The organism is Providencia sp. PROV174 (assembly GCF_028480685.1).
Classification (GTDB): domain Bacteria; phylum Pseudomonadota; class Gammaproteobacteria; order Enterobacterales; family Enterobacteriaceae; genus Providencia; species Providencia rettgeri.
Genome location: NZ_JAMPOT010000004.1, coordinates 113,401 through 134,173, shown reverse-complemented (window position 1 = coordinate 134,173; position 20,773 = coordinate 113,401). Strand labels below are relative to the sequence as shown.

19 protein-coding genes are annotated in these 20,773 nt (G+C 41.3%); 5 read left to right on the top strand and 14 right to left on the bottom strand.

Annotated elements, in window-relative coordinates:
* Window positions 1-2: 2 nt before the first annotated feature.
* From dsdC to PSE60_RS02075, 3 genes are all read left to right on the top strand, one after another.
* Complete coding sequence (gene dsdC, locus PSE60_RS02085; protein WP_272664433.1) at window positions 3-974, top strand: DNA-binding transcriptional regulator DsdC; 972 nt, start codon at window positions 3-5, stop codon at window positions 972-974.
* A 43-nt stretch (window positions 975-1,017) separates the two neighbouring features.
* Window positions 1,018-2,058, top strand: a complete 1,041-nt coding sequence (locus PSE60_RS02080) for a LacI family DNA-binding transcriptional regulator (RefSeq protein WP_210838126.1) — start codon at window positions 1,018-1,020, stop codon at window positions 2,056-2,058.
* A 125-nt stretch (window positions 2,059-2,183) separates the two neighbouring features.
* On the top strand, window positions 2,184-2,651 hold the full coding sequence (locus PSE60_RS02075; RefSeq protein ID WP_272664432.1) for a hypothetical protein: 468 nt from the start codon (window positions 2,184-2,186) through the stop codon (window positions 2,649-2,651).
* 51 nt (window positions 2,652-2,702) lie between these two features.
* Here the strand turns inward: PSE60_RS02075 and ghrB are convergent, their stop codons facing one another.
* From ghrB to PSE60_RS02055, 4 genes are read right to left on the bottom strand one after another with little or no spacing between them, the layout of a single operon-like run.
* Window positions 2,703-3,677 carry a glyoxylate/hydroxypyruvate reductase GhrB gene (ghrB, locus tag PSE60_RS02070; RefSeq protein ID WP_210838122.1) on the bottom strand — a complete coding sequence of 325 codons (975 nt, stop codon included), beginning with the start codon at window positions 3,675-3,677 and terminating at the stop codon, window positions 2,703-2,705.
* Window positions 3,678-3,687: 10 nt separating this feature from the next.
* Window positions 3,688-4,968: an MFS transporter gene (locus tag PSE60_RS02065; RefSeq protein ID WP_272664431.1), complete on the bottom strand. Its 1,281-nt coding sequence runs from the start codon at window positions 4,966-4,968 to the stop codon at window positions 3,688-3,690.
* A 13-nt stretch (window positions 4,969-4,981) separates the two neighbouring features.
* The gene (locus tag PSE60_RS02060) at window positions 4,982-5,962 is read right to left on the bottom strand and encodes a sugar kinase (RefSeq protein ID WP_272664430.1); all 981 of its coding nucleotides are present in this window, start codon (window positions 5,960-5,962) and stop codon (window positions 4,982-4,984) included.
* Window positions 5,963-5,966: 4 nt separating this feature from the next.
* Window positions 5,967-6,749 (bottom strand): sugar phosphate isomerase/epimerase family protein, encoded by a 783-nt coding sequence (locus PSE60_RS02055; protein WP_272664429.1) that lies wholly within the window; start codon window positions 6,747-6,749, stop codon window positions 5,967-5,969.
* Window positions 6,750-7,224: 475 nt separating this feature from the next.
* Between PSE60_RS02055 and PSE60_RS02050 the strand changes: the two genes are divergently transcribed.
* A complete protein-coding gene (locus tag PSE60_RS02050) occupies window positions 7,225-8,571 on the top strand; it encodes a phosphoethanolamine transferase (RefSeq protein ID WP_272664428.1) in 1,347 nt (448 codons plus the stop codon).
* Window positions 8,572-8,634: 63 nt separating this feature from the next.
* On the opposite strand, the gene PSE60_RS02045 is transcribed toward PSE60_RS02050, so the two are convergent.
* The 7 genes from PSE60_RS02045 to PSE60_RS02015 all read right to left on the bottom strand — a co-directional run bounded on the left by PSE60_RS02045 (window position 8,635) and on the right by PSE60_RS02015 (window position 16,721).
* Window positions 8,635-10,107 carry an FGGY-family carbohydrate kinase gene (locus tag PSE60_RS02045; RefSeq protein WP_272664427.1) on the bottom strand — a complete coding sequence of 491 codons (1,473 nt, stop codon included), beginning with the start codon at window positions 10,105-10,107 and terminating at the stop codon, window positions 8,635-8,637.
* 11 nt (window positions 10,108-10,118) lie between these two features.
* Window positions 10,119-10,982, bottom strand: coding sequence for an L-ribulose-5-phosphate 3-epimerase (locus PSE60_RS02040; protein ID WP_272664426.1), 864 nt, complete (start codon window positions 10,980-10,982; stop codon window positions 10,119-10,121).
* Between the two features lie 18 nt (window positions 10,983-11,000).
* Window positions 11,001-12,035: an ABC transporter permease gene (locus PSE60_RS02035; protein WP_210838109.1), complete on the bottom strand. Its 1,035-nt coding sequence runs from the start codon at window positions 12,033-12,035 to the stop codon at window positions 11,001-11,003.
* A gap of 13 nt (window positions 12,036-12,048) precedes the next feature.
* Window positions 12,049-13,038 (bottom strand): ABC transporter permease, encoded by a 990-nt coding sequence (locus tag PSE60_RS02030; protein WP_004259203.1) that lies wholly within the window; start codon window positions 13,036-13,038, stop codon window positions 12,049-12,051.
* On the bottom strand, window positions 13,031-14,548 hold the full coding sequence (locus tag PSE60_RS02025; RefSeq protein WP_210838107.1) for a sugar ABC transporter ATP-binding protein: 1,518 nt from the start codon (window positions 14,546-14,548) through the stop codon (window positions 13,031-13,033). The genes PSE60_RS02030 and PSE60_RS02025 overlap by 8 nt, the downstream gene beginning before the upstream one ends.
* A 157-nt stretch (window positions 14,549-14,705) precedes the next feature.
* Window positions 14,706-15,698, bottom strand: a complete 993-nt coding sequence (locus PSE60_RS02020) for a substrate-binding domain-containing protein (protein WP_036958239.1) — start codon at window positions 15,696-15,698, stop codon at window positions 14,706-14,708.
* A gap of 210 nt (window positions 15,699-15,908) precedes the next feature.
* Entirely contained in the window at window positions 15,909-16,721 is an 813-nt protein-coding gene (locus PSE60_RS02015; RefSeq protein WP_004907878.1) for a DeoR/GlpR family DNA-binding transcription regulator, read from the bottom strand.
* Between the two features lie 455 nt (window positions 16,722-17,176).
* On the opposite strand from PSE60_RS02015, the gene araD reads away from it, so the two are divergent.
* Complete coding sequence (gene araD / locus PSE60_RS02010) at window positions 17,177-17,875, top strand: L-ribulose-5-phosphate 4-epimerase (protein WP_272664425.1); 699 nt, start codon at window positions 17,177-17,179, stop codon at window positions 17,873-17,875.
* A gap of 194 nt (window positions 17,876-18,069) precedes the next feature.
* Here the strand turns inward: araD and PSE60_RS02005 are convergent, their stop codons facing one another.
* From PSE60_RS02005 to PSE60_RS01995, 3 genes are read right to left on the bottom strand one after another with little or no spacing between them, the layout of a single operon-like run.
* Window positions 18,070-19,113: a tyrosine-protein phosphatase gene (locus PSE60_RS02005; RefSeq protein WP_210838375.1), complete on the bottom strand. Its 1,044-nt coding sequence runs from the start codon at window positions 19,111-19,113 to the stop codon at window positions 18,070-18,072.
* A 13-nt stretch (window positions 19,114-19,126) separates the two neighbouring features.
* The gene (locus tag PSE60_RS02000; RefSeq protein ID WP_115168010.1) at window positions 19,127-19,957 is read right to left on the bottom strand and encodes a PTS system mannose/fructose/sorbose family transporter subunit IID; all 831 of its coding nucleotides are present in this window, start codon (window positions 19,955-19,957) and stop codon (window positions 19,127-19,129) included.
* Window positions 19,954-20,745 carry a PTS mannose/fructose/sorbose/N-acetylgalactosamine transporter subunit IIC gene (locus PSE60_RS01995; protein WP_004907885.1) on the bottom strand — a complete coding sequence of 264 codons (792 nt, stop codon included), beginning with the start codon at window positions 20,743-20,745 and terminating at the stop codon, window positions 19,954-19,956. The genes PSE60_RS02000 and PSE60_RS01995 overlap by 4 nt, the downstream gene beginning before the upstream one ends.
* Window positions 20,746-20,773: the final 28 nt, after the last annotated feature.

Genomic DNA, 20,773 nt, shown 5'->3' with positions numbered 1-20,773 from the left:
TTGTGTCGGTAAATTTCAATCAATTTGAGCAATCTGGATTTATTCAATGGAATAAACGGCTATCAAGTTATCAACTATCGCGCTTGCATACCTTTGAAGCGGCTGCACGGCATTGTTCTTTTGCCTTAGCGGCACAGGAACTTTCGTTAACCCCCAGTGCAGTTAGTCACCGAATTAACACGTTAGAAGGGGAATTAGGGTTTAAATTATTTGAGCGTTTTCATCGGCGCATTGAGCTAACCTCAGACGGGGAGCGAATTTACTGGGCACTACGTAAAAATTTGGATGATATTAATCAAGAAATCATTGATATCAAAAACCAAGAAATTTCGGGTGAACTGACGGTGTATTCACGGCCCTCCATTGCCCAGTGCTGGTTAATCCCCAAAATTGCAGATTTTGCTAATCAATACCCCTCAATTCAGTTGAATCTGTTAACGGGAAACGATGATGTTAATTTTCGTGGCTATGGTATTGATATTGCTATTTATTATGATGATATAACAAGATCTAATCTGTATTGTGAGGACTTGATGACTGAATCCATTGTGCCTGTTTGTAGCCCGCAATACGCGCAGCAATATGATTTACTCAATAATATTCATCAACTAAAAAATGGCACTTTATTGCATGACCGTCAGGCATGGAGTAGCAACTCCGACTATGATGAGTGGAAAGCGTGGAGTGAGCATTACCTGTTGGCACTGTTTCCACATCGTCGCAACCTGTGTTTTGATCGTTCCGATTTAGCGATTGTTGCCGCAATGAACCATGCTGGTGTGGCAATGGGGCGTAAACAATTGGTTGAAAAACGGCTGAAGCGGCAAGAACTAGTGATGCCATTTGGCGATATTTCGCTGAAGTGCCAACAACGCTATTATTTTGCCATGTTGAATGAAAAACGAAACCCAAAGGCAGATATATTTATTCAATGGCTAAAACAGCAAGTTAACGCAATACCGCAAGTAAAATGACACTTATTCGAGTAAGATAACCACTTGGTGATGTTTTTAGAGAATGGAAAAACCGAAAGCTATGGCCCCGAAAACGCAAAAAGTTGCCACGATCAAAGATGTCGCTGCCAAAGCTCAGGCAGGGAAAACCAGTATCTCACGTTATTTGAATGGTGAATTTCATTTGCTTTCAGATAATTTGCGTCAACGTATTGAAAGCGCTATTCGTGAATTAAATTATCGGCCAAACCAAATGGCGCGTAGCTTGAAACATGGGCGGACAGGCCTGATTGGCTTGATTATTGCCGATATCAGTAATCCATTCTCTGTTGAAGTGCTAAAAGGGGTGGAAGCCGAGTCAATCAAACAAGGTTTTATGACCGTCGTGTGCAATGCGGATAATAGCATTGAGCGTGAATGCCAATTTATTCAACTGCTCAAAGGTTACCGCGTGGATGGGCTAATCATAAATTCAGCGGGTGTTAACGAACAATTCATTGACGTGCTGAAAGAAACTACTCTGCCATTTGTCTTATTAGATAGAAAAATCGACAATTTTCCCAGCGACATGGTTGGGTTAGATAACCCCGCTTCCGCACAAATGGCCTTTAATCATCTTGTTGAACAAGGGTTCGAAGCGATTTGCTTCGTCACTGAGCCTGTTGTGTATAACAGTGCACGCCAAGAGCGCTTACAGACATTTCAAGCGTTATCACAGAATCATCAACATATTCAAAGCGAATTTCATGAAGTCACCTTGCCAGATCCGGCAAAATTAGAGGCTATCGTTGCTGACTTTTGTATCGCACATCGTGGTATGCGCAAAGTGATTGTCGCCGCCAATGGTGTCCTGACCTTGCAGCTGGCGTATGTTATGAATAAACAAGGGCTACGTTGGGGGACAGATATTGGCTTTTTAAGCTTCGATAACCTCGAATGGGCTGCATTAGCTGGGCAAGGGGTGACTTCGGTGTCTCAACCAACAGCGGAAATGGGGCACAAGGCGGTAGAGTGTTTGCTCGAAAAACTGGAAAACCCCGATAAACCCCCGCTGCAATACTTATTTAATGGGGAATTGCTGATCCGTAAATCGACGACATTGTAGCCTTTGGACACTAAATCGTTCGGCTCTTAAAATTTGGTTACCATTTCCCAATTTAGCTTAAGGCTTATTACATGTATACTGGTAGGTAGATTAAGTTATAACCATTTTGAGAGCATAGGGAACATATGAGAAAGATAGGGATATTATTGCTAGCTAGCCTTGTTTTAGCGGGTTGTAGTACTAGAAGTCAGGTCAAAGAATATACCTGCCAAGTTGACCAAAGCTATAATCACATCACGATAGAGCGTAATGGTAAGTTTTTCTTCCCCACTGGTGCCAGTAAAGTTCAAATCTTTTTCAATAATAATCAAATTAATGTTGTTGATTTTGTTGGCTATGAGTATATGAGTTATCCGCTAGTGAAAAGCACAGAGCAGCGACGTGTTGAGAAAATAAAAGATTTTAATGTCGTGATCAATAAAGGTGATTTTTATTCTGATGTCAATGGCATGTTGGAGATTTACTCACCCAGTCAAAAAACCGTCGGATTATATTATTTAGCACCATCAACCAGTAAACTGAATTCTATCCAATTTCTGACCGAGTGTGAACGAAGCAGTGTTGCTCGTCCGGGACACGCCCATGAGCATTGATGTTTAAAGAGCCAAAGAGCCCTAATAAATTAGGGCGTTCTAGGTATTTATCTATTTCGCTATTTCAGGGTTAACACAATTTTGGCTTAGGTCACCCTTTAAGGCAGCGATTAGGTTATCAACGGCACACTCGACCATGGCGTAACGGGTTTCATGGGTAGCAGAACCGATATGCGGCAGAGCAACCACATTAGGTAGCGTGAGTAGCTTAGAGTTACAGGGAAGAGGTTCAACTTCAAACACATCTAAACCCGCCCCCCGAATTGTGCCTCTTTCTAATGCGTCGATCAGCGCGGCTTCATCGACGATCCGGCCTCTTGAACCGTTGATCAAAAATGCACTGGGTTTCATTTTTGCTAACTCATTTTTACCGATCAGCTTTTCGGTTGACGCTGATAATGGCAGCACGACACAGACAAAATCAGACTCCGCAAGTAGCGTATCGAGGTCACAACGGCGTGCGTTGAGCTGGTTTTCTGCATCGGGATGGGTATGGTTATTGTAATAGAGAACTGGCATCCCGAAGCCTAAATGAGCGCGTTTGGCAACGGCATAGCCAATACGCCCCATACCTAAAATGCCGATAGTTTTACCATTCACATTACTGCCATATGCGTTTTCACCAATACTTTGAGTCCATTGACCGTTTTTCACCATCTCAGCCATTTCGATAATGCGGCGCGCGCTACAAAGCACTAAAGTGAAAATGGTATCTGCGGTGGTTTCCGTTAATACATTTGGGGTATGCATCAATGCAACCTTTCTGGCATTCATCGCATCAATATCAAATTGGTCGACACCAACGGAAATGGTCGATGCCACTTTCAAATTGGGTGCATTGGCAATGTCATCTGCGGTGATAGGATAGCTGGCCCCGATAATGCCGTCAGCGCTGGATAACGCTTGTTTAAAGTTAGCAAGATTCTCAGGTGTAATGCTGTCAAATGCAGTGACATTAAAGTGCTGCTGTAGCCGCTCAAGTTGATCCGCGGGAATGGATTTATATAAAATAATGTTCTGTTTCATAGTATCCCTTTTAAGCATGTTTCGTGATGACTGCATCACTATTTTGTTCTTGGCTTGGTTTGACAATTAAGGTAAAGAAAACCGAGGCTAATAGTGCGAGTCCCATAAACATATACGAAGCACTTGGGCTACCGGTCGCCCCATTTAAATAGCCAACAAACCATGAACCAAAGAATGAACCTAATGCGCCCATACTATTGATTAATGCCATTGCACCACCTGCAACGTTCTTTGGCAACATTTCAGGAATGATAGCGAAGAAGGGCCCGTACGGAGCGTACATTGCTGCGCCTGCAATCACCAATAAGGTATAAGAGAACCAGAAATTCGTGCTACCGAGCAGGTATGAGCCGAGGAAACAGACCGCCCCAAGCAAAAGCATTGGCCAAACGAATAGTTTACGGTTATGCATACGGTCAGATGCCCATGACACGAGGATCATGGCTAAGGTTGCAGCAAGGTAAGGAACGGCAGAAAGCCAGCCTGTTTCTACCATTCCAAGGTTGGATGCTCCACGAATAATCGATGGCAACCATAGTACAAAGCCATACACCCCAATGCTCCAACAAAAATATTGAGCGCATAGTAAAATCACATTACGAGACTTAAAGGCTTCGCGGTAATTGCGAACAGGCTTGATATTTTTTTGTTCGTCACTAAGAATTTTATCTAATGTCTCTTTTTCAGTCTGGCTGAGCCAATTCACTTGACTGGGTTTATCACGTGCAGTTCTCCACCAGAAAAAAGCCCACAAAATCGCAGGAACCCCTTCCATGATAAACATTTCCCGCCAACCGAATGCCTGAATGAGGTAACCGGATAGCACAGACATCCACAGCACCGTAACTGGGTTACCTAAAATTAAAAAGGTGTTAGCGCGTGACCGTTCTGACTGAGTAAACCAGTTACTGATGTAGATAAGCATCGCAGGCATGACTGCGGCCTCGACGACTCCTAAGCTAAAGCGAATAATCACCAACATCGGAATATTGCTGACCATCCCGGTTAAGCTAGCAAAAATTCCCCAGAGAAAAATACAGGCAAAAATCAGTTTGCGGACACTGCGCTTTTCCGCGTAAATAGCGCCTGGTATTTGGAAAAAGAAATATCCAAGGAAAAATAATGAGCCGAGTAGCGACGACATTCCTTTGGTAATGCCTAAGTCAGCATTGATACCTGCGGCGGCGGCAAAGCTGTAGTTTGCTCTATCCAAATAGGCAAGGCTATAGGTGATAAACACGATTGGCATGATGCGCCACCAACGTGACATTGCTGGAGTATTCATTGTCATAATCGATTTCCTTTTAACATACCGCTTTAGTGGTGTCCGCGGAGAGTAATGCCATTTCATGCTGCAGTTGTGCTTGGGTTGGTAAGCCTTCACTATCTCCTATAACTTGAATGGCTCTTGCTCCAACAAAATTACCTCTTGCAACAGCTTGCGGTAATGTTAAGCCTTCAAGTAAGGCACTAATGACGCCAACGGCAAAGCCATCGCCAGCTCCAACGGTATCAATGACGTGTTTAACATGAACGGCCGGAGATATGCCCTGCTGGTTATCCGCTGTTTTATAATATGCGCCGTGTTCTCCGGTTTTAATCACAACGGCTTCAACACCGTGAGCGAGATAAAAATCAGCAATAGACTCGGGTTGGTCGAAGCCTGTGAGAATTTTGCCTTCTTTTAAGCCAGGTAAAACCCAATTAGCTTGAAACGCGAGTTGGTTGAGCTGTTTCACCATGTCTGTTTCACTCTTCCATAGAGAAGGGCGCAAGTTAGGGTCAAATGATAGTGTTTTACCTGCATTTCGCATCCATTTCGCGGCATGCAGTGACAGTTGGTAGCTGGTGGGTGAAAGCGCGGCTGCCACACCACTTAAATGCAAATGGCGTGCGGATAAGAAATAATTTTCATTAAAATCGGTTAAATCTAAATGGCTTGCCGCAGAGCCTTGACGAAAATACTCTACGATGGGATCGGTTCCATTTTCGGCTTTAGATTTAAGCTGAAAGCCTGTTGGGTAATGAAAATCTACCGTAACACATTGAGTATCCACATGTTCATTATCTAGTGTGGCTTGGATAAAACGCCCGAAAGAGTCATTACCTAAGCGGCTAATCCATCCTGTTCTTAACCCAAGACGTGAGAGGCCAACAGCAACGTTGAGCTCTGCCCCTGCAGCACGACGAACAAAGTTTTCGACCTCATGCAATTTCCCTGTTTGCGTGGCGACGAACATCATCATGGCTTCGCCAAGAGTAACTACATCTAATTGATTTTTCATTAAATTAATTTCCCCTTTCACTGAGAGAGCCTGTAACAGAGAAGTCCTTTAATAGAGATACATAGTATTCAGTGACTGCGCGTAAATCATGCCCTTCAAGTGGAAACTCGATACCACAAGGAGCGTCATTTGGTAGAAGGTTGAGTACTTCTTTCCATGTGCCGTCACTGTCATCAAGTGCTACAGCAACGCGTTTACTGTCACGCAATTGGCAGGCTTTAACGTGAATGTAAGCGACTTGGGAAGCAAAAATATGTGCAGCTTTTAACGGATCTTCCCGATGCCAGTACCAGTTCGCCATATCAAACGCCATTTTTATAGGCATATTTTGGTGTTTTACATCAGCAAAAAAACGTTCAAGAGGCGCAATATGGCCACCGACTTCGGTTTGATCATTCTCGATCACTAACTGTGTGTTGTATTGATTGAGAAGATTAATTACTTCGGTTAAATCATAATTTTCTGGTAATTCACCGAGTGATAGTTTTAAAAAGCGAGCATTAAGTTGTTTGGCATCTTCAAAATAGCCTTGCAGTTTAGTGATGGCGATAGGGCTACGTTGCTGAAATAGCGTGTCTGGCACGGAATAAACGGCGGTGAGCTGCCTTGATTGTAACCCTTTGGCGATATCCGAAAGATTATCGCTTGGTAGTAAGAGTTCTTGGCGGATCTCTGCGCCATCCGCATGGCTGTTTTGAATGATATCGAATAAAGCTTGTTGGCCACCTAATTGTTTTACGGTTTGTGCCCCATAGGCGGCGGTGACAACAATAATGTGTTTGCTCATGACTTTCCTCTCTCTGAATAAAGGGCATTAGCCCATTTGTCATTGCGAATAACTCATTATGGAACCGGTTCCATAATGCTTTCTAGTGACAAAAGAGCAAAATCAGAGCTATATCACTAATCAAATGGCGACAAATGTTTAATTGCCGATCTTTATCACAACTCTAGATGTAATGGGTGTAACGCCTATTATTCTTCCTGATAAATACATTTATATTCCATAACTAATTGATTATTGATTTTTTTATATACAGCTAATATGAAAATGTACCTAATAAATGCGTGATTCTTCATAATTAATTATTGTTAGCGGTATCTCAATTTCGTCTTCTTCGCCTTTTAATGAAATTATATTTCAATATATTAATGATGATGTGAAATTTTAGTGCAGTAGCGGCATTAATTTCACAAGCTCTACCCTGACTACACCACAGCAACTCATAAAAATAATAAGTTACGAAGATGAGGTTCCGAATATGAAAGTAATGAAATTAACCGCACTTTGTAGTGCGCTTCTGTTAGCTAGCGTTACATGGGCTCAAGCAAATACTAATGAAAGTGCGGGAGTCTATAAAAAAGCCTGTACACCAGAGTTAATCCAAGCAGCAAAAAGCAATGCAGATCTTTGCTATGGGGTGAATACGGTTAGTGATATTCAAATTACTAAAAAAAATGATGATAAATATAAGATAAAAGTCGTCATTATTGGTGAAAGTACCAATAAGAATTATATGAATACTTATGGCTATCCGTTAGAAAATACGCCATTCCTTTCATCGGTAAACGGGCGTTTTTTCAATAATTTTATCAGTGCGGCATCCAATACGGTACCGACCTTAACGCGTGCATTAGCAAAAAATGATTTAAATACAATCACACAGCACCATGAAAAGCCGTATTACAACAATAATTCGGTTGTTGATTTAGCCAATAAAGCGGGTTATGAGACCTATTACATTGGTAATAATGGCAGCTTTGGTGATGATGAAATTGGCTTTACAAATTATTTTCTAAAGGCGAATTATTTTTTACCGGTTAGAGACAGCAAGCCTGGTTTTGACAACCTTTTCGTGCAAGAAAAGGTTGTCGTTGATGACAATGTGAATAAACTCACCAATGATTTTAAAATGTTACCTGCCTTTAAAGCCGCGTTAAATAACCCGTCAGAGAAAGAAAAAGTCATTTTTGTTCATATGTGGGGGCCTCACCATGATGGTTGGCCGAAAGGAGCTTGTGAACTCGTTAAAAATAATTACAACATTAACCCTGAGCAATTTGATACGGGTTGGGGAAGTATAGCGAACTGTTATGTTTCAGCGATTAAACTGAGTGATGATTTTATTGGCGATATTTATAGTATCTTGCAAGAAAATAATAAAAATGGGGATAACCCGTTCTCCATTTTATATTTTTCTGACCATGGGCAAGGGTTAGTCAAAGCCAATAAACAGCACGTAAAAGCACTGGAAGCAGAGTATAAAGGGTATATCAAAGAAGGAAATCTATATTTACGTCATGGTCAACTCGTGAAAGGGGCATATCAAGTTCCATTAGTGGTCATCAATTCGGATGATACTAAACGTGAATTTCGCGATGAAACGTTAAGTGAGTGGAATTTATTTGATTATTTCGCATCGTGGTTAGGCGTAGAAACTAACCTAACATCCCCAGCGAAAAGTATCGTAGCGGAGACTATCACACCTGAAAAAGACATTGATGTCTTTGTTTTCCCACGGGATGAGTTTGTGAAGTACGATAGCTTGCCGCAGGATACCGTATTATCACCAGCCACAGTTAATACCCAAGTTGTCGCTGACAATTAATCTGTCAAAAAATAAGGCAGAACCGAATTATCTGTTCTGCCTTTATTATCTTTATTCAATAGGCTATTGACTCAATGCATCGGCAACCGCTTTAAAGCGGGAAAATTTGTCACGTAACTGTTGATACCCAACAGCGTTTGGTTGGTAAGTGGTGATTTTTGGGGTACTTGCCGCAATGGCGACATCAAAACCTGAGTAGTAACCTGTTCCGACAGCGGCACAAAGTGCAGCCGCTTGGCAACCTGATTGCTGCACGTTGACGACATCTAACGGCAAGTTACTGGCATCACAGAACATTTGCATCCACAATGGTGACTGTGTTGGGCCACCTGTGAAACGAATAGATTCAGTTGTATTATCAAGGCCAACAATACGGTCTTGGTGCAATAAATGTGAAAATACAATCCCTTGATAGATAGCATAAGCAATATCGGCATCGGTATGGTGTGAACTCAAACCGAGTAGACCACCATGCAAATTACTGTGGTAGTTAGAACCGTACAGCCAAGGGAAAAACAGAATATCATTTGGCCGTGTTGCCCCTTCAGCCACACAGTGATTTAGTACGTTATAATCTTGCAAACGTTGATTGAAGAAGTGACGAGTGAACCACGCGAGGTTACTGGCGGAAGTCGGGCTGCCTTCGTGGACAAAATAGGTACCTGGAATACAGTATTTACTCCATACGTATGGGTAATCTGAAGGCACAATTTCATCGAAGACACGTGTTGAAATGGTCCAAGTTCCGGCTACGGCGCTGAGTTTATCTTTTTGACTGACCCCTGACGCCAACGCTGCACCCACGACATCAAAGAAGCCACCAAATACAGGGGTTCCTTCCACAAGCCCAGATTCTACAGCAGCTTTGTGGGTGACCGTTCCTGCTAATTGAGCTGAGTTAATAACGGGTGCCAGCTTGTCATTTGCCTCATCAATACCAAATAGTTGGCATAATTTAGGATCATAGCTCGACAGGGTTTGGTTAAATAATTGGCTACCAGAAATATTGGTTTCTTCGCAGGCAATTTGGTCGGTTAGACGGTAGCGAATGTAATCGTGGACCATCAAAACATGCTGAGTATCACGATAGTTATCAGGCTCGTGTTGTTTTAACCAACGCAGTAGTGCCACAGGATGAGAAGCCCATAATTGCTGCAAACTCAATGGATAAGCTTTATCCGCAGTGCCGTCTTGGTGCCATTCATCAACAATAGATTGAGCGCGTGAATCAGATGACACAATCCCATTTCTAACCGGTTTTCCTTGGCTATTGAGTAAATACAGCCCTTTGCCGTGAGAAGAAAAGCTGACACCGGAAATTTGGGCGGGGCTGAGTTGGCTATTTTGAATCGCTTGGCGAATCACGCTACAAGTCGCTTCCCAAAGCATTTCCATATTGCGTTCACTAAAACCTGCTTGTGGACTCTCAGTGGGAAAAGAATGTTCAGCAACGGTAATTTCTTGGCCTTCTGCGGTGTAAATACCCGCTTTAATTACGGTACCACCAAGGTCAACACCCATAAAAAATGCATTCATTATCGGCTCCTTTAGGCGTTGTACCAGCTTGCTTGTTGCATTTTGTCTTCCATCCAATGACGGGCTTTGATAATTTCAATTAGTGGCTCATCGGCTTTTTCTGTCCACATTTCAATCAGGAAGGAACCACGGTAATTTAAACGTTTTAATAATTTGAATAAATTAACAAAATCTACGCAGCCTTCGCCGAAAGGTACATCACGGAATTGACCTTTGCAGGTTTCGGTCACCGCATACGTATCTTTTAAGTGAATCGCTGCGACGTGTTCAATTCCTTGGGTGAATTCTTTTTCGACATCATTACCCCACGCGGTTAAGTTACCGACATCAGGATACACACTGAACCAAGGTGAGCGAATTTTATCGGAAAGCGTTTGCCATTTGCTAATGGAATTCATAAAAGGCGTATCCATGATTTCCACTGCACACATCACTTGAGAAGCGGCTGCAATTTCACTGACCCATTGCATGCCTTTTTCGAAATTGGCAATTGTTTCGGCATCTTGCTCTTCATAGTAAACGTCATAACCCGCGAGCTGGATAGTACGAATACCTAAGTCTTGAGCGAGCTTAATGGCTTTTTCCATTAAGGTATAGGCCATCATACGGGTAGCTTCATCATGGCTACCGAAAGGAAAGCGGCGATGGCCGGATAAACACATACTTGGAATGCGAATGCCTGTTTCTTGAATGGCTCTAACAACTTCTAGGCGTTCTGCGGTGCTCCAGTCTAACCGAGCTAGACGTTCGTCAGTTTCATCTACTGACATTTCCACAAAATCGTAACCCGCAGATTTTGCGATAACTAATTTTTCTAACCAACTGCTGTTTTTCGGTAATGCTTTTTCATAAATACCAATTGGATGCTTGCGCATGGTTTTCCCCTTGAAAAATTAACTTTGTGTCGATGCTTTATTAAGGCGTTGGTTGCGGTTCATCGCACGTTTAGCACTCCATTTTTCTTTGAAGAACTTGAATGCTAATGCCAAGATGAGCGTGATCCCCCAAACAGCGAGGTTAAAGTGCAGGCTCACTCCTAGCAGGCTTAAACCTGTCGCAATGACCTGTAAAACCAATAAGGCACAGAACACTCGGCTAACCTTACCAACTCCCCCAAATGGGTTAGTTCCACCTAATACGATGGCAAGAATGGTGAGCAGTAAATAGGAATCCCCGTAGCCCATACGTGCAGAGTTAAAGCGAGCCATCATGATTAACCCAGCTAACACACATAACAGACTAGAAATGGTGTATATCGCAATCATGACACGGTCGGTACGAATACCGCTGAACCACGTTGCATTGATATTACTGCCACTCATATAAATATTTTTACCTAGCCGCGTACAGCCTAGAAAAAGCGCTAACAGAATTGCGGTAACGATGAAAATAATCATAGCGATTGGTACCCCAAGCACGGTATCGGAGCCAATGGCACGAACAATGGGCGGCATGCCACTCAGTGCCGCTCCTTTAGTGAGGTAAACGCCAATACCGCTGATAATTGTCATGGTGCCGAGAGTGACTAGAATTGGATGTGCCCCGATGTGGGAAATCATCAGTCCCGTTAAGCTACCAATAATGACCGCAATTACGGTTGCGCCAATTAATGCGAAGACCAACCACATCAGCTGTGTACCCGTTCCAGCATCCATCGGAAGGTAATTGATAAACACCCAAGCCATGAATAGGCCGGTTAAGTTAGCGGTACTAATAATGGCAAGGTTCAAGCCGCCGCTTAACATAGGTACAAACATGGCAAAGGTAAGTAAGCCCAACTCAGGTAATTGAAAAGTGATACTTAAAAACGTATTTTGGGTAAAAAAGTGACCTGGCATGGCAATACTAAATGCGGCGATAGCCAGAACAAAGATTGAAAGCAGTCCGATAACAGAGCCATCAATTTTAAAAAAAGTATTTTTTTTCATGGTGATATTCCTGTTAAACAAAACCTACGTCCGTCTCTTTACGTTTTTTGTAGTGAGTAATACAAATCGCAATGAGAATAACCAGCCCAATGACGATATTGACGAAGTAGTTTGAAACACCAATCAGATTTAGGCCGTTTTTCAAGATACCAATCAGGAAAACCCCCATTAGTGTCCCTATCACAGAACCCCGTCCGCCGGATAAACTGGCGCCACCTAATACAGCCGCAGCAAGCACATCCAGCTCTCCACCCACAAGGGCACTCGGTACGACTTCGCTCATTCGGTAGGTTTGCAACATGCCACCAATCGCCGCCATTGCACCAAGGTAGCCATAGGCAAACAAGTAAATCACTGAAACACGGATACCAATACGAGATGCAGATTCTTGACTTCCGCCTACTGCGTATAACTGACGGCCGATGTGGGTTTTATTCATCAAAATCCACGTTAAGAAGGCAATGCCAAGCATCACAATTAGCGGCAAGCCAACTTGGTAATATTCGCCATCCACTTCAAAAGGCAAAATAGTCACAGGGTCAACCCACCAATCGGGCAAGTCATAAATACTGTGCCCATTGGTTAACCACATCAGCATTCCGAACAACAGTGATTGCATACTAATGGTGATAATGATCGACACAACATTCAGCGAATAAATCAAAATGGCATTGATTAATCCAAAGGCGATACCGATGATAATTGCTAATGTGATACTGACCGCAGGGCTGGCAATAAAACCTTGTAATAACCAAGTCGCGATCACGTATTGCACTACGGAAGCCACAGCAGCAAACGAAATATCAATGCCCCCAGTGACAAGAACCACAAATAAGCCCAAGGCGAAAATACCCGTCACCGCATAGCTTTCACTGAGATCGAGTAAATTTTGAATAGTCAGAAATTGTGGGCTCATCAATGTGAAGAACACCACCATGATAAGAATGACCCAAGTCAGCCAGCCTTCGACAGATTGTGGTCGTAATTTTTGCCAATTAGCCATTGATGATTTCCTCCAATTGTTGCTCATTGATGGAATCTGTCACAATTTCTTTGACGATAGAGCCTTGTTTCATATGTAAAATTCTGTCGCAATTATAATAAGCTTCGGAGGCTTCATCGGTAATTAATAAAATGGAGATACCGACACCTGACAAACGGTGAATGAGTTTGTAAATACTGTCTTTTGCGCCGATATCGACGCCAACGGTTGGCGAATCTAAAATCAGTACCTTAGGGCGTGTTAAAATCCATTTGGCAAGTACCACTTTTTGCTGGTTACCGCCTGAAAGTGTTGAAAGGGCGTTATTTGGGTCGGTGACTTTAATATCTAAGTCGGCTATCCACTCTTGTACGATGTCTTGGCACTGTTTTTCATCGATTAAATGCCAAGGTGTTTTGAGTCGATCAAGAATCGAAATCACCATATTGTCTGCGATGGATTGCTGTAAGATAGCGCCTAAAGTCAGGCGGTCTTCAGATACATAACCAATGCCACGCTTAATAGCGTCGGTATTATTTTTTAACTTAACAGGCTTGCCTTCAATGAATAATTCGCCGCTGTCTGGACGGGTAATGCCAAACAACGATAGCGCTAATTCGGTGCGGCCTGAGCCAAGCAAACCACATAAACCTAATACTTCGCCGCGTTTTAAATTTAAGTTGATATCACTATATTGCCCAGTCCGACTGAGATTTTTTAGCTCGAGTACTGTGCGTCGGTCTTCTGCGTTATTTGGTGGCTTACGTTCATGGACAATGTCTAAGCCAGTCATTAACTCAGTAATTTTGCGTGTAGTTAAGCCTTCAGCAGGCCATGTTCCAATTTTTTGACCATCACGGATCACGGTGATACGGTCAGAGATCTCTTTGACTTCTTCTAGCCGATGACTAACAAAAACAACCGTGATCCCTTTATCTTTTAGGTAATTAACCGTTGAGAGTAATTGGTTGACTTCAGTACGGGTCAGTGAAGCCGTTGGTTCATCCATAATGACCAGACGTGCATCGGCGACTAAGGCTCGGCAGATCGCAACTTGTTGGCGTTGAGCAATGGGTAAGAATTGTACCGGTGTATCAGGGTCAATGGTAAAAGCCAGCTCATTGAGGATTTCTAACGCTTTCTCGCGCAGTTGTTTTTTGCGAAACCAGCCAAAATAGCCTTTGAGATTCAGTTCAAAGGCGATATTTTCGGCAACAGTTAAATTAGGAAATAACGACAAATCTTGGTAGATAACTTGTACACCTAATTCACGGGCTTTATCTGGCGTCAACCGATGATAACTTTTTCCATCAATTTCAATTTTGCTACCGTCATCAGGGGCATAGACACCACTGATGGTTTTAATTAATGTGCTTTTCCCACACCCATTGGTGCCTGCTAAACAGTGCACTTCACCTTTGTTGAGCGTCAAATCGATATTGCGTAATGCACGGTGACCACCGAAGCTTTTGGAAAGGTCTCGCAAGGTAATGAGTGGATCGGATTTGTCAGCTTTAGAGGTGCTTGTCATAAGTACAATTCCTACTGCAAATAAATTGGTGTTGGCTTGTTTGTGATGAGTTCGAGCTGCTGCGTTAGTACAGGCAACTCGAACTCAAAGAACATAAAATTTAATATATTGATAAATATTGTATTTTTGTTGTAAATGTTATTTTAACAGGGTGAAATTACAGACCGACTTCGACTAATTTTTTAGTATTTTCAATATTCAAATTAACGGGGTTATCACTCAAAATGGTGTTACCACTGACTTTGATTTCACCCATATCACCAATAGACACGCCATCTTTAATTTCTTCACCATTCATCATGGCAGTCGCAACCTGTACAAATACTTGTCCTGCGACTTTTGGATTGGAAATATAGCCGCCATCAATTGCACCTTTTTCCAGTAATTTGATGCCTTGGCCTGGCGTAAATGTCCCGAATACACAGGTTTCATCATTTTTGCGGCGTTTATCAATGGCACGGCCTGCACCGATAGGGCCTTGTGAACCAAATGACATGATGCCTTTTAAGTCTTTGTGTTTAGATAATAAATCATTGGCGGTGCGCATTGAGTCATCAACGGATTCGGCAACACCAAAGCGGTCATCGACCATTTGCATTTTCGGGTAGTTTGCTTTTTGGTAAGCAATTGCCGCGTCTGCCCATTCGTTCACTAATGGTACTGTCAGGCTTCCCACAAACATGGCATATTTGCCTTCTTCGCCCATACATGCCGCCATATCTCTCATATGGTTAGCACCCATACTTTGGGTATCCAGTAATTCAAAGTCCCAATCTGCATTTTTTTGGTTTGGTGATTCGTGGGTAATGACTTTAATTCCAGCGTCTTGAGCTCGCTTTAATACAGGCTCAAGAACTTTAGCGTCGTTAGGGACAACGCCAATGACATCTACTTTTTTGGCGATTAAATCTTCGATAGCACGAACTTGTTCCGCAGGATCAGCGGTTGTTGGGCCAACTTGGAAGGCGTTTACACCCAGTTTTTTGCCTTCTTCAGTAATACCTTGTTCCATAACATTAAACCAAGGAATACCACCGACTTTAACGACGACACCCATGGTAAAGGGCTTTTGTGCTTTTTGTGATTCAGCCATCGCGACATTTGAAAATAGTGCAACGCTCATTAAACAAGGTAAAACTAGCTTCTTCATGTTCATAGTTGTATTCCTTAGTGTAGATGGATACTAAATCAAGAACTTTCATTTTTAGAAATAATGAATTTCTCATATTTAGATATGCCTATAATTAAGTGCTAAGGAATTATGGGTAAATAATATCCCTGCACTTATTTAATACAGAAAATAAAATGGAACTTATTATTTTTACTTACATTACAGCTATATAATTTTTATTTTTATAAATTATTTGTCGCACTCGATAATTTTAAGATTAGAGAATTGTTTTTGAAAATTATTATCATTTAGTTTATTTGTGATTAATACGTCAATATCATCAAATGTACAAACCTGACTAAATGCATACTTTCCTAATTTACTGTTATCCGCGAGCAAAACTTTATTTTCAGAAACCTGTAACATAATATTTTTTAATTTTGAGTTTATTTCACTGCCATCGCGAATACCATTTTCGATATTGAACCCTTGGCATGAAAGAAATAAGGTTTTTATCTGAAAGCTACGAATAATACTTTCTGCAATTGGGCCATGAAAATCATCATGACGTTCTGAATATTCCCCACCAATACCAATAACACGAACTCGGTCACGGCAGGCCAACGCTTGGATAATTTTGACCGAGTTTGTCACCACAGTGATGTCGATATCGGGTATTTGCCGTGCTAGAAACCAGCAAGTACTGCTGTTATCTAGCATAATACAGTCACCAGGCTGAATTAATTTTAGTGCAGCCTTCGAAATTTTCATTTTGGCATCAGGATGTTCTTCAGTTCTTTTACGAAAAGATTCTGCGCCATCAACCATTTGACTGAGTTTGACCGAAGATGGCATAACATTCACCATCGGCATTTCTTCTTGGTCGATGGCCACCGCGCCCCCAAAGCTACGGATGATCCTGTTTTCTCGCTCAAGAGTTGTTAAATCGCGACGAATAGTTTCTTGAGACACGAGACATAATTGCGCTAAATCACGTACCAACGCCGAACCATTTTGCGAAACATGAGAACATATTAATTTATGGCGTTCGGCTTGTAACATATTTAGCTCCTATTATTTCCACGATATTTATTCTGCCCGTGTTGCTTTTTTTTTGTCGTGATTGGATTCAAGTAATCTCTTTTTGAAAAGAACAAAGCCGATTAAAGTGATTTTGATCTTCATTTTATGAATTTAAAATTATTCTATTACATAATTATTAGACTTAAGTCACTATATTGGCGGTGTCTTTTTGTTTTTCTCACAATAAACAAAAAAGGTTGGGCTAACTCAGTCAATTAACCACATCTTGATGGTGACTTTATTTGACTGATTATGCCCGAATAAGCCCGAGTTGAGCTGTTTTGTTGCGAGTTTGTAAAGTGAGGTGCTTTTTAAATGGCCTAAATCTGTTTACCTTAATAGGTAGATATAGGTTATCAACACACAAAAAATATCACGATAATAAATTTTTGTTGTTGATATTAAAGCATATTTTAGCAAGCTAGGGAGTTGTTATGTTAGAACAATTGAAACAACAGGTTTTTGAAGCGAATCTCGCCTTACCCAAACATAACCTAGTGACCTTTACTTGGGGTAATGTGAGTGGTATTGACCGTGAAGCTGGGTTAATGGTGATAAAACCTTCAGGCGTTGACTATGAAACCATGAAAGCAGAGGACATGGTGGTGGTCTCGTTGGAAAGTGGAGAAGTGGTAGAAGGGAAATATCGACCTTCTTCAGATACTGACACGCATTTGGCGCTGTACCAAGCATTCCCTGGAATTGGCGGTATTGTTCATACTCACTCTCGTCATGCCACTATTTGGGCTCAAGCTGGGCAGCCATTGAGTGCCTTAGGGACAACCCATGCTGATTATTTCTATGGTGAAATCCCTTGTACCCGCAAAATGACAGAAAGTGAAATTGAAGGGGATTATGAAAGAGAAACAGGCCATGTGATCATCGAAACCTTCAAGGAAAAAGGACTGTCAGTAAAAGATATTCCAGCCGTATTAGTGAATAGTCATGGTCCATTTGCTTGGGGAACAAGCCCCGATAATGCAGTGCATAATGCCGTGGTATTAGAAGAAATTGCCTATATGAATTTATTTACCCGTCAATTAAGTTCGCAAATAGGTTCAATGCAACAAGTCTTATTAGATAAACACTATTTACGTAAACACGGCAAAAATGCGTATTACGGGCAAAAATAAAGCAGTTAAAAATTCATTGAATAAAACTGGCGAACAAAAGTTATTATTGATTTTATAACCAATAACGGATTTTTTCGTCAATAAAATAGCCACAATAAATAAGCTATGTGGCTATTTTACTGTTTTTTAAATACAGCCATTACTCAGGTTTATTTTATTAAGCCTGTGGTTGTTTATAAAATAATTAAATTTATTTAAATTAAGTATATTTCTCTGAGTTGCTTAATATCATGATTTGTGAATTTAAGTTCATTTTTAATATAGTTTTCTACAGAGCCGGATATTTCTTCCATCGCATTAAAGACTTCTATAATAAATGATTCTTGAGTATCAATCAGTGAAAGTAAATAATCCAGTACATTTTTGTCTTGAGTTATTTTCCGATATCCCGCCATTTTAATTTCGTTACGTTCAAGTCGGTTAAAATGGGTGAGCATATAGTCCTGCACAATGGTTTTTTTCGGAACACCTAGCATGGAAAGCACCAGTAATGCACCATAACCGGTTCGATCTTTTCCGCCTCGGCAATGCTGAATATTTGGGGCATTATGACTATCTAATAAAACTTCTATCATTTGCTTAAAGGCGGCTTTTGACTTATCACTCACTACAAATTGGCGATATTGCTCTAATATTTGTAACCCATCGCCGTTAATCATCTCTTTCGGAATATGCTGGATAACACTTTCGATTAACGCTTTATCTTCATTATCTGGTGATGCGGCAAATTGTGCTGCTAATTCAGCAGTTTGAGCTGTTGCATCAAGATGATAGGTTTTCTTTTCACCAACATGGCAATTAGGCGATTTATTAATTTCATTTTGAGTACGATAATCGATAATGCTGTTAATCCCTAGATGGGAAATATAATTGACCGCTTGTTCATTCAAATTAAACAGATGGTTGGAACGGTATAACATTCCCCATTTCACCTGTTTTCCGTCTGTTGTGGTATAACCCCCAAAATCACGGAAGTTATTTAATCCCTCAATAGGTAATGTTCTTTCAGCGAATAATCTACGTCCATTGGCATTTTGTAAAATAAAATAGATGCGTTGTTTAGCATTTAATGGGTCTTGAACTGTAATGCTATTCTCTAATTTATCTGTAATGAAATTCTCAGGATAAACCTGAGTATCAGGTTTATCCGTCCAATATAATGCCAGAGGAGAGGATGGAATTTCACTAAACTTTATTTCGAGTGTTGATTCATTCACTCTGTTGACTTCGATTTCCATATATTTCCCTTTATCATCCTAAAATTCCGAACACGGAACAAACAACACCTAAAACCATAATGGCAACAATGAGTGCAACGGTATGTTTCCCTTGAAATTTACGAACAAGGAAGAAAATACCGAGCGCAAAGAGAAGGGTGAGTAAGTTAGGTATTACCTTGTCAAACATCTCTTGTACTTTGATAGATTGCTCACCGACGGCGATGGTTAGCGGAGTGGAAAGCTTGACGGTCGTCGCTATCAAGGAACCTAGGACCATGACCCCGACAACGTTCGCTATATTAGTAATTCGCTGAATAATATTTGATTTCTTCGATTGCTCGATTAAATCAACGCCTTTGTTATAGCCATAATGAATAAAGAAATATTTGGTGCCGATATTGACGATATTAAACAGAATAAACATTAATATAGGGCCGATAATATTACCTTGCAGCGCAAATGCGGCTCCGATGCTGCCGCAAATGGGTAGCCATGTAAATTTTAATAAGCTATCGCCAAGACCTGCAAATGGCCCCATCAAACCGGCTTTTACAGAAACGACCGCCTCTTTTTCTTCTTCTGTTGTTTTTTCTTCTAATGCTGCGGTGACACCGAGAATTAATGCACCTGCGTTAATTTGTGTATTAAAAAACTCGAAGTGGCGTTGCATGGCTTTAATACGCGTTTCTTGATCTGCTTTTTCATAAAGCTTATCGAGAACGGGTACCATACAATGAGCAAAACCAATAGTTTGCAGTTTTTCGTAGTTGTATGAGAATGACATGGTTTGAATTCGCCAAAACATACCATTAAGCTCTTTTTTCGTGAGTTTTTTATTTTCAGAGGTGGTTATTTCACTCATAGGTCATACTCCTCTTCTTCATTTTTATGGGAAGTTGGTGCTGTTTTTTCTTCTGGTGTTTGGCGCAAGCTGTTAGCAAATGCCATGTCATAAAGCACAGCAAATGCCAGAGCGATAAAAGTAATTGGGATAATTGGCAATTTTAAATAGGTTGTGAGCATAAAACCGAGCAGAAAGAAAAACCACATTCTGCCTTTAAGCAACATGAGTAACAGAATACAGATACCAACAGCAGGGATTAGTTTAGATGCGACACCCATACCGGTAAGAATACTTTCAGGTACGGCATTTAATATGCTATTGACTAAGTCACTACCAAAATAAACCGCAATAAAGCAGGGAATGGCACGAATAAAAAACCACAGTGGCGTCGAGAAATAATGCACTTTTGTTAGGCCACTGTAGTTGCCATCAAGAATGGATTTACTGGCCCAGACATTTAAGAAACTGGCAAAAGAACGCCAGATAATCAGTAATTGCTGACATAGAATAGAGACAGGTACGGCAAGGGCGATCCCCGCTGCAATTCCGCCATTTGAAGCAATACCGAGCGCAACTCCAATAATTGAACCGGCGATAATATCGGGTGCAGAATAAGCACCAACATTACCAATTCCCATCCACATTAATTCTAATGTGGCGCTAATGGCTAACCCTTGCACCATATCGCCCATGATAATACCGGCCACAGTACCGGTGAGTAATGGGCGTCTTAGCATTTGCGGACCGACATCATCCAATGAGCAAATACCTGCCCAAATCGCAATTAAAATGGCCTCTACCAACATAATAGGCTCCTCACTTATTGAGTAAAAA

Coding starts and splice junctions, on each gene's coding strand:
- PSE60_RS02080 (WP_210838126.1), top strand. CDS start 1,018: ATGGAAAAACCGAAAGCTATGGCCCCGAAAACGCAAAAAGTTGCCACG.
- PSE60_RS02075 (WP_272664432.1), top strand. CDS start 2,184: ATGAGAAAGATAGGGATATTATTGCTAGCTAGCCTTGTTTTAGCGGGT.
- ghrB (WP_210838122.1), bottom strand. CDS start 3,677: ATGAAACAGAACATTATTTTATATAAATCCATTCCCGCGGATCAACTT.
- PSE60_RS02065 (WP_272664431.1), bottom strand. CDS start 4,968: ATGACAATGAATACTCCAGCAATGTCACGTTGGTGGCGCATCATGCCA.
- PSE60_RS02060 (WP_272664430.1), bottom strand. CDS start 5,962: ATGAAAAATCAATTAGATGTAGTTACTCTTGGCGAAGCCATGATGATG.
- PSE60_RS02055 (WP_272664429.1), bottom strand. CDS start 6,749: ATGAGCAAACACATTATTGTTGTCACCGCCGCCTATGGGGCACAAACC.
- PSE60_RS02050 (WP_272664428.1), top strand. CDS start 7,225: ATGAAAGTAATGAAATTAACCGCACTTTGTAGTGCGCTTCTGTTAGCT.
- PSE60_RS02045 (WP_272664427.1), bottom strand. CDS start 10,107: ATGAATGCATTTTTTATGGGTGTTGACCTTGGTGGTACCGTAATTAAA.
- PSE60_RS02040 (WP_272664426.1), bottom strand. CDS start 10,982: ATGCGCAAGCATCCAATTGGTATTTATGAAAAAGCATTACCGAAAAAC.
- PSE60_RS02035 (WP_210838109.1), bottom strand. CDS start 12,035: ATGAAAAAAAATACTTTTTTTAAAATTGATGGCTCTGTTATCGGACTG.
- PSE60_RS02030 (WP_004259203.1), bottom strand. CDS start 13,038: ATGGCTAATTGGCAAAAATTACGACCACAATCTGTCGAAGGCTGGCTG.
- PSE60_RS02025 (WP_210838107.1), bottom strand. CDS start 14,548: ATGACAAGCACCTCTAAAGCTGACAAATCCGATCCACTCATTACCTTG.
- PSE60_RS02020 (WP_036958239.1), bottom strand. CDS start 15,698: ATGAAGAAGCTAGTTTTACCTTGTTTAATGAGCGTTGCACTATTTTCA.
- PSE60_RS02015 (WP_004907878.1), bottom strand. CDS start 16,721: ATGTTACAAGCCGAACGCCATAAATTAATATGTTCTCATGTTTCGCAA.
- araD (WP_272664425.1), top strand. CDS start 17,177: ATGTTAGAACAATTGAAACAACAGGTTTTTGAAGCGAATCTCGCCTTA.
- PSE60_RS02005 (WP_210838375.1), bottom strand. CDS start 19,113: ATGGAAATCGAAGTCAACAGAGTGAATGAATCAACACTCGAAATAAAG.
- PSE60_RS02000 (WP_115168010.1), bottom strand. CDS start 19,957: ATGAGTGAAATAACCACCTCTGAAAATAAAAAACTCACGAAAAAAGAG.
- PSE60_RS01995 (WP_004907885.1), bottom strand. CDS start 20,745: ATGTTGGTAGAGGCCATTTTAATTGCGATTTGGGCAGGTATTTGCTCA.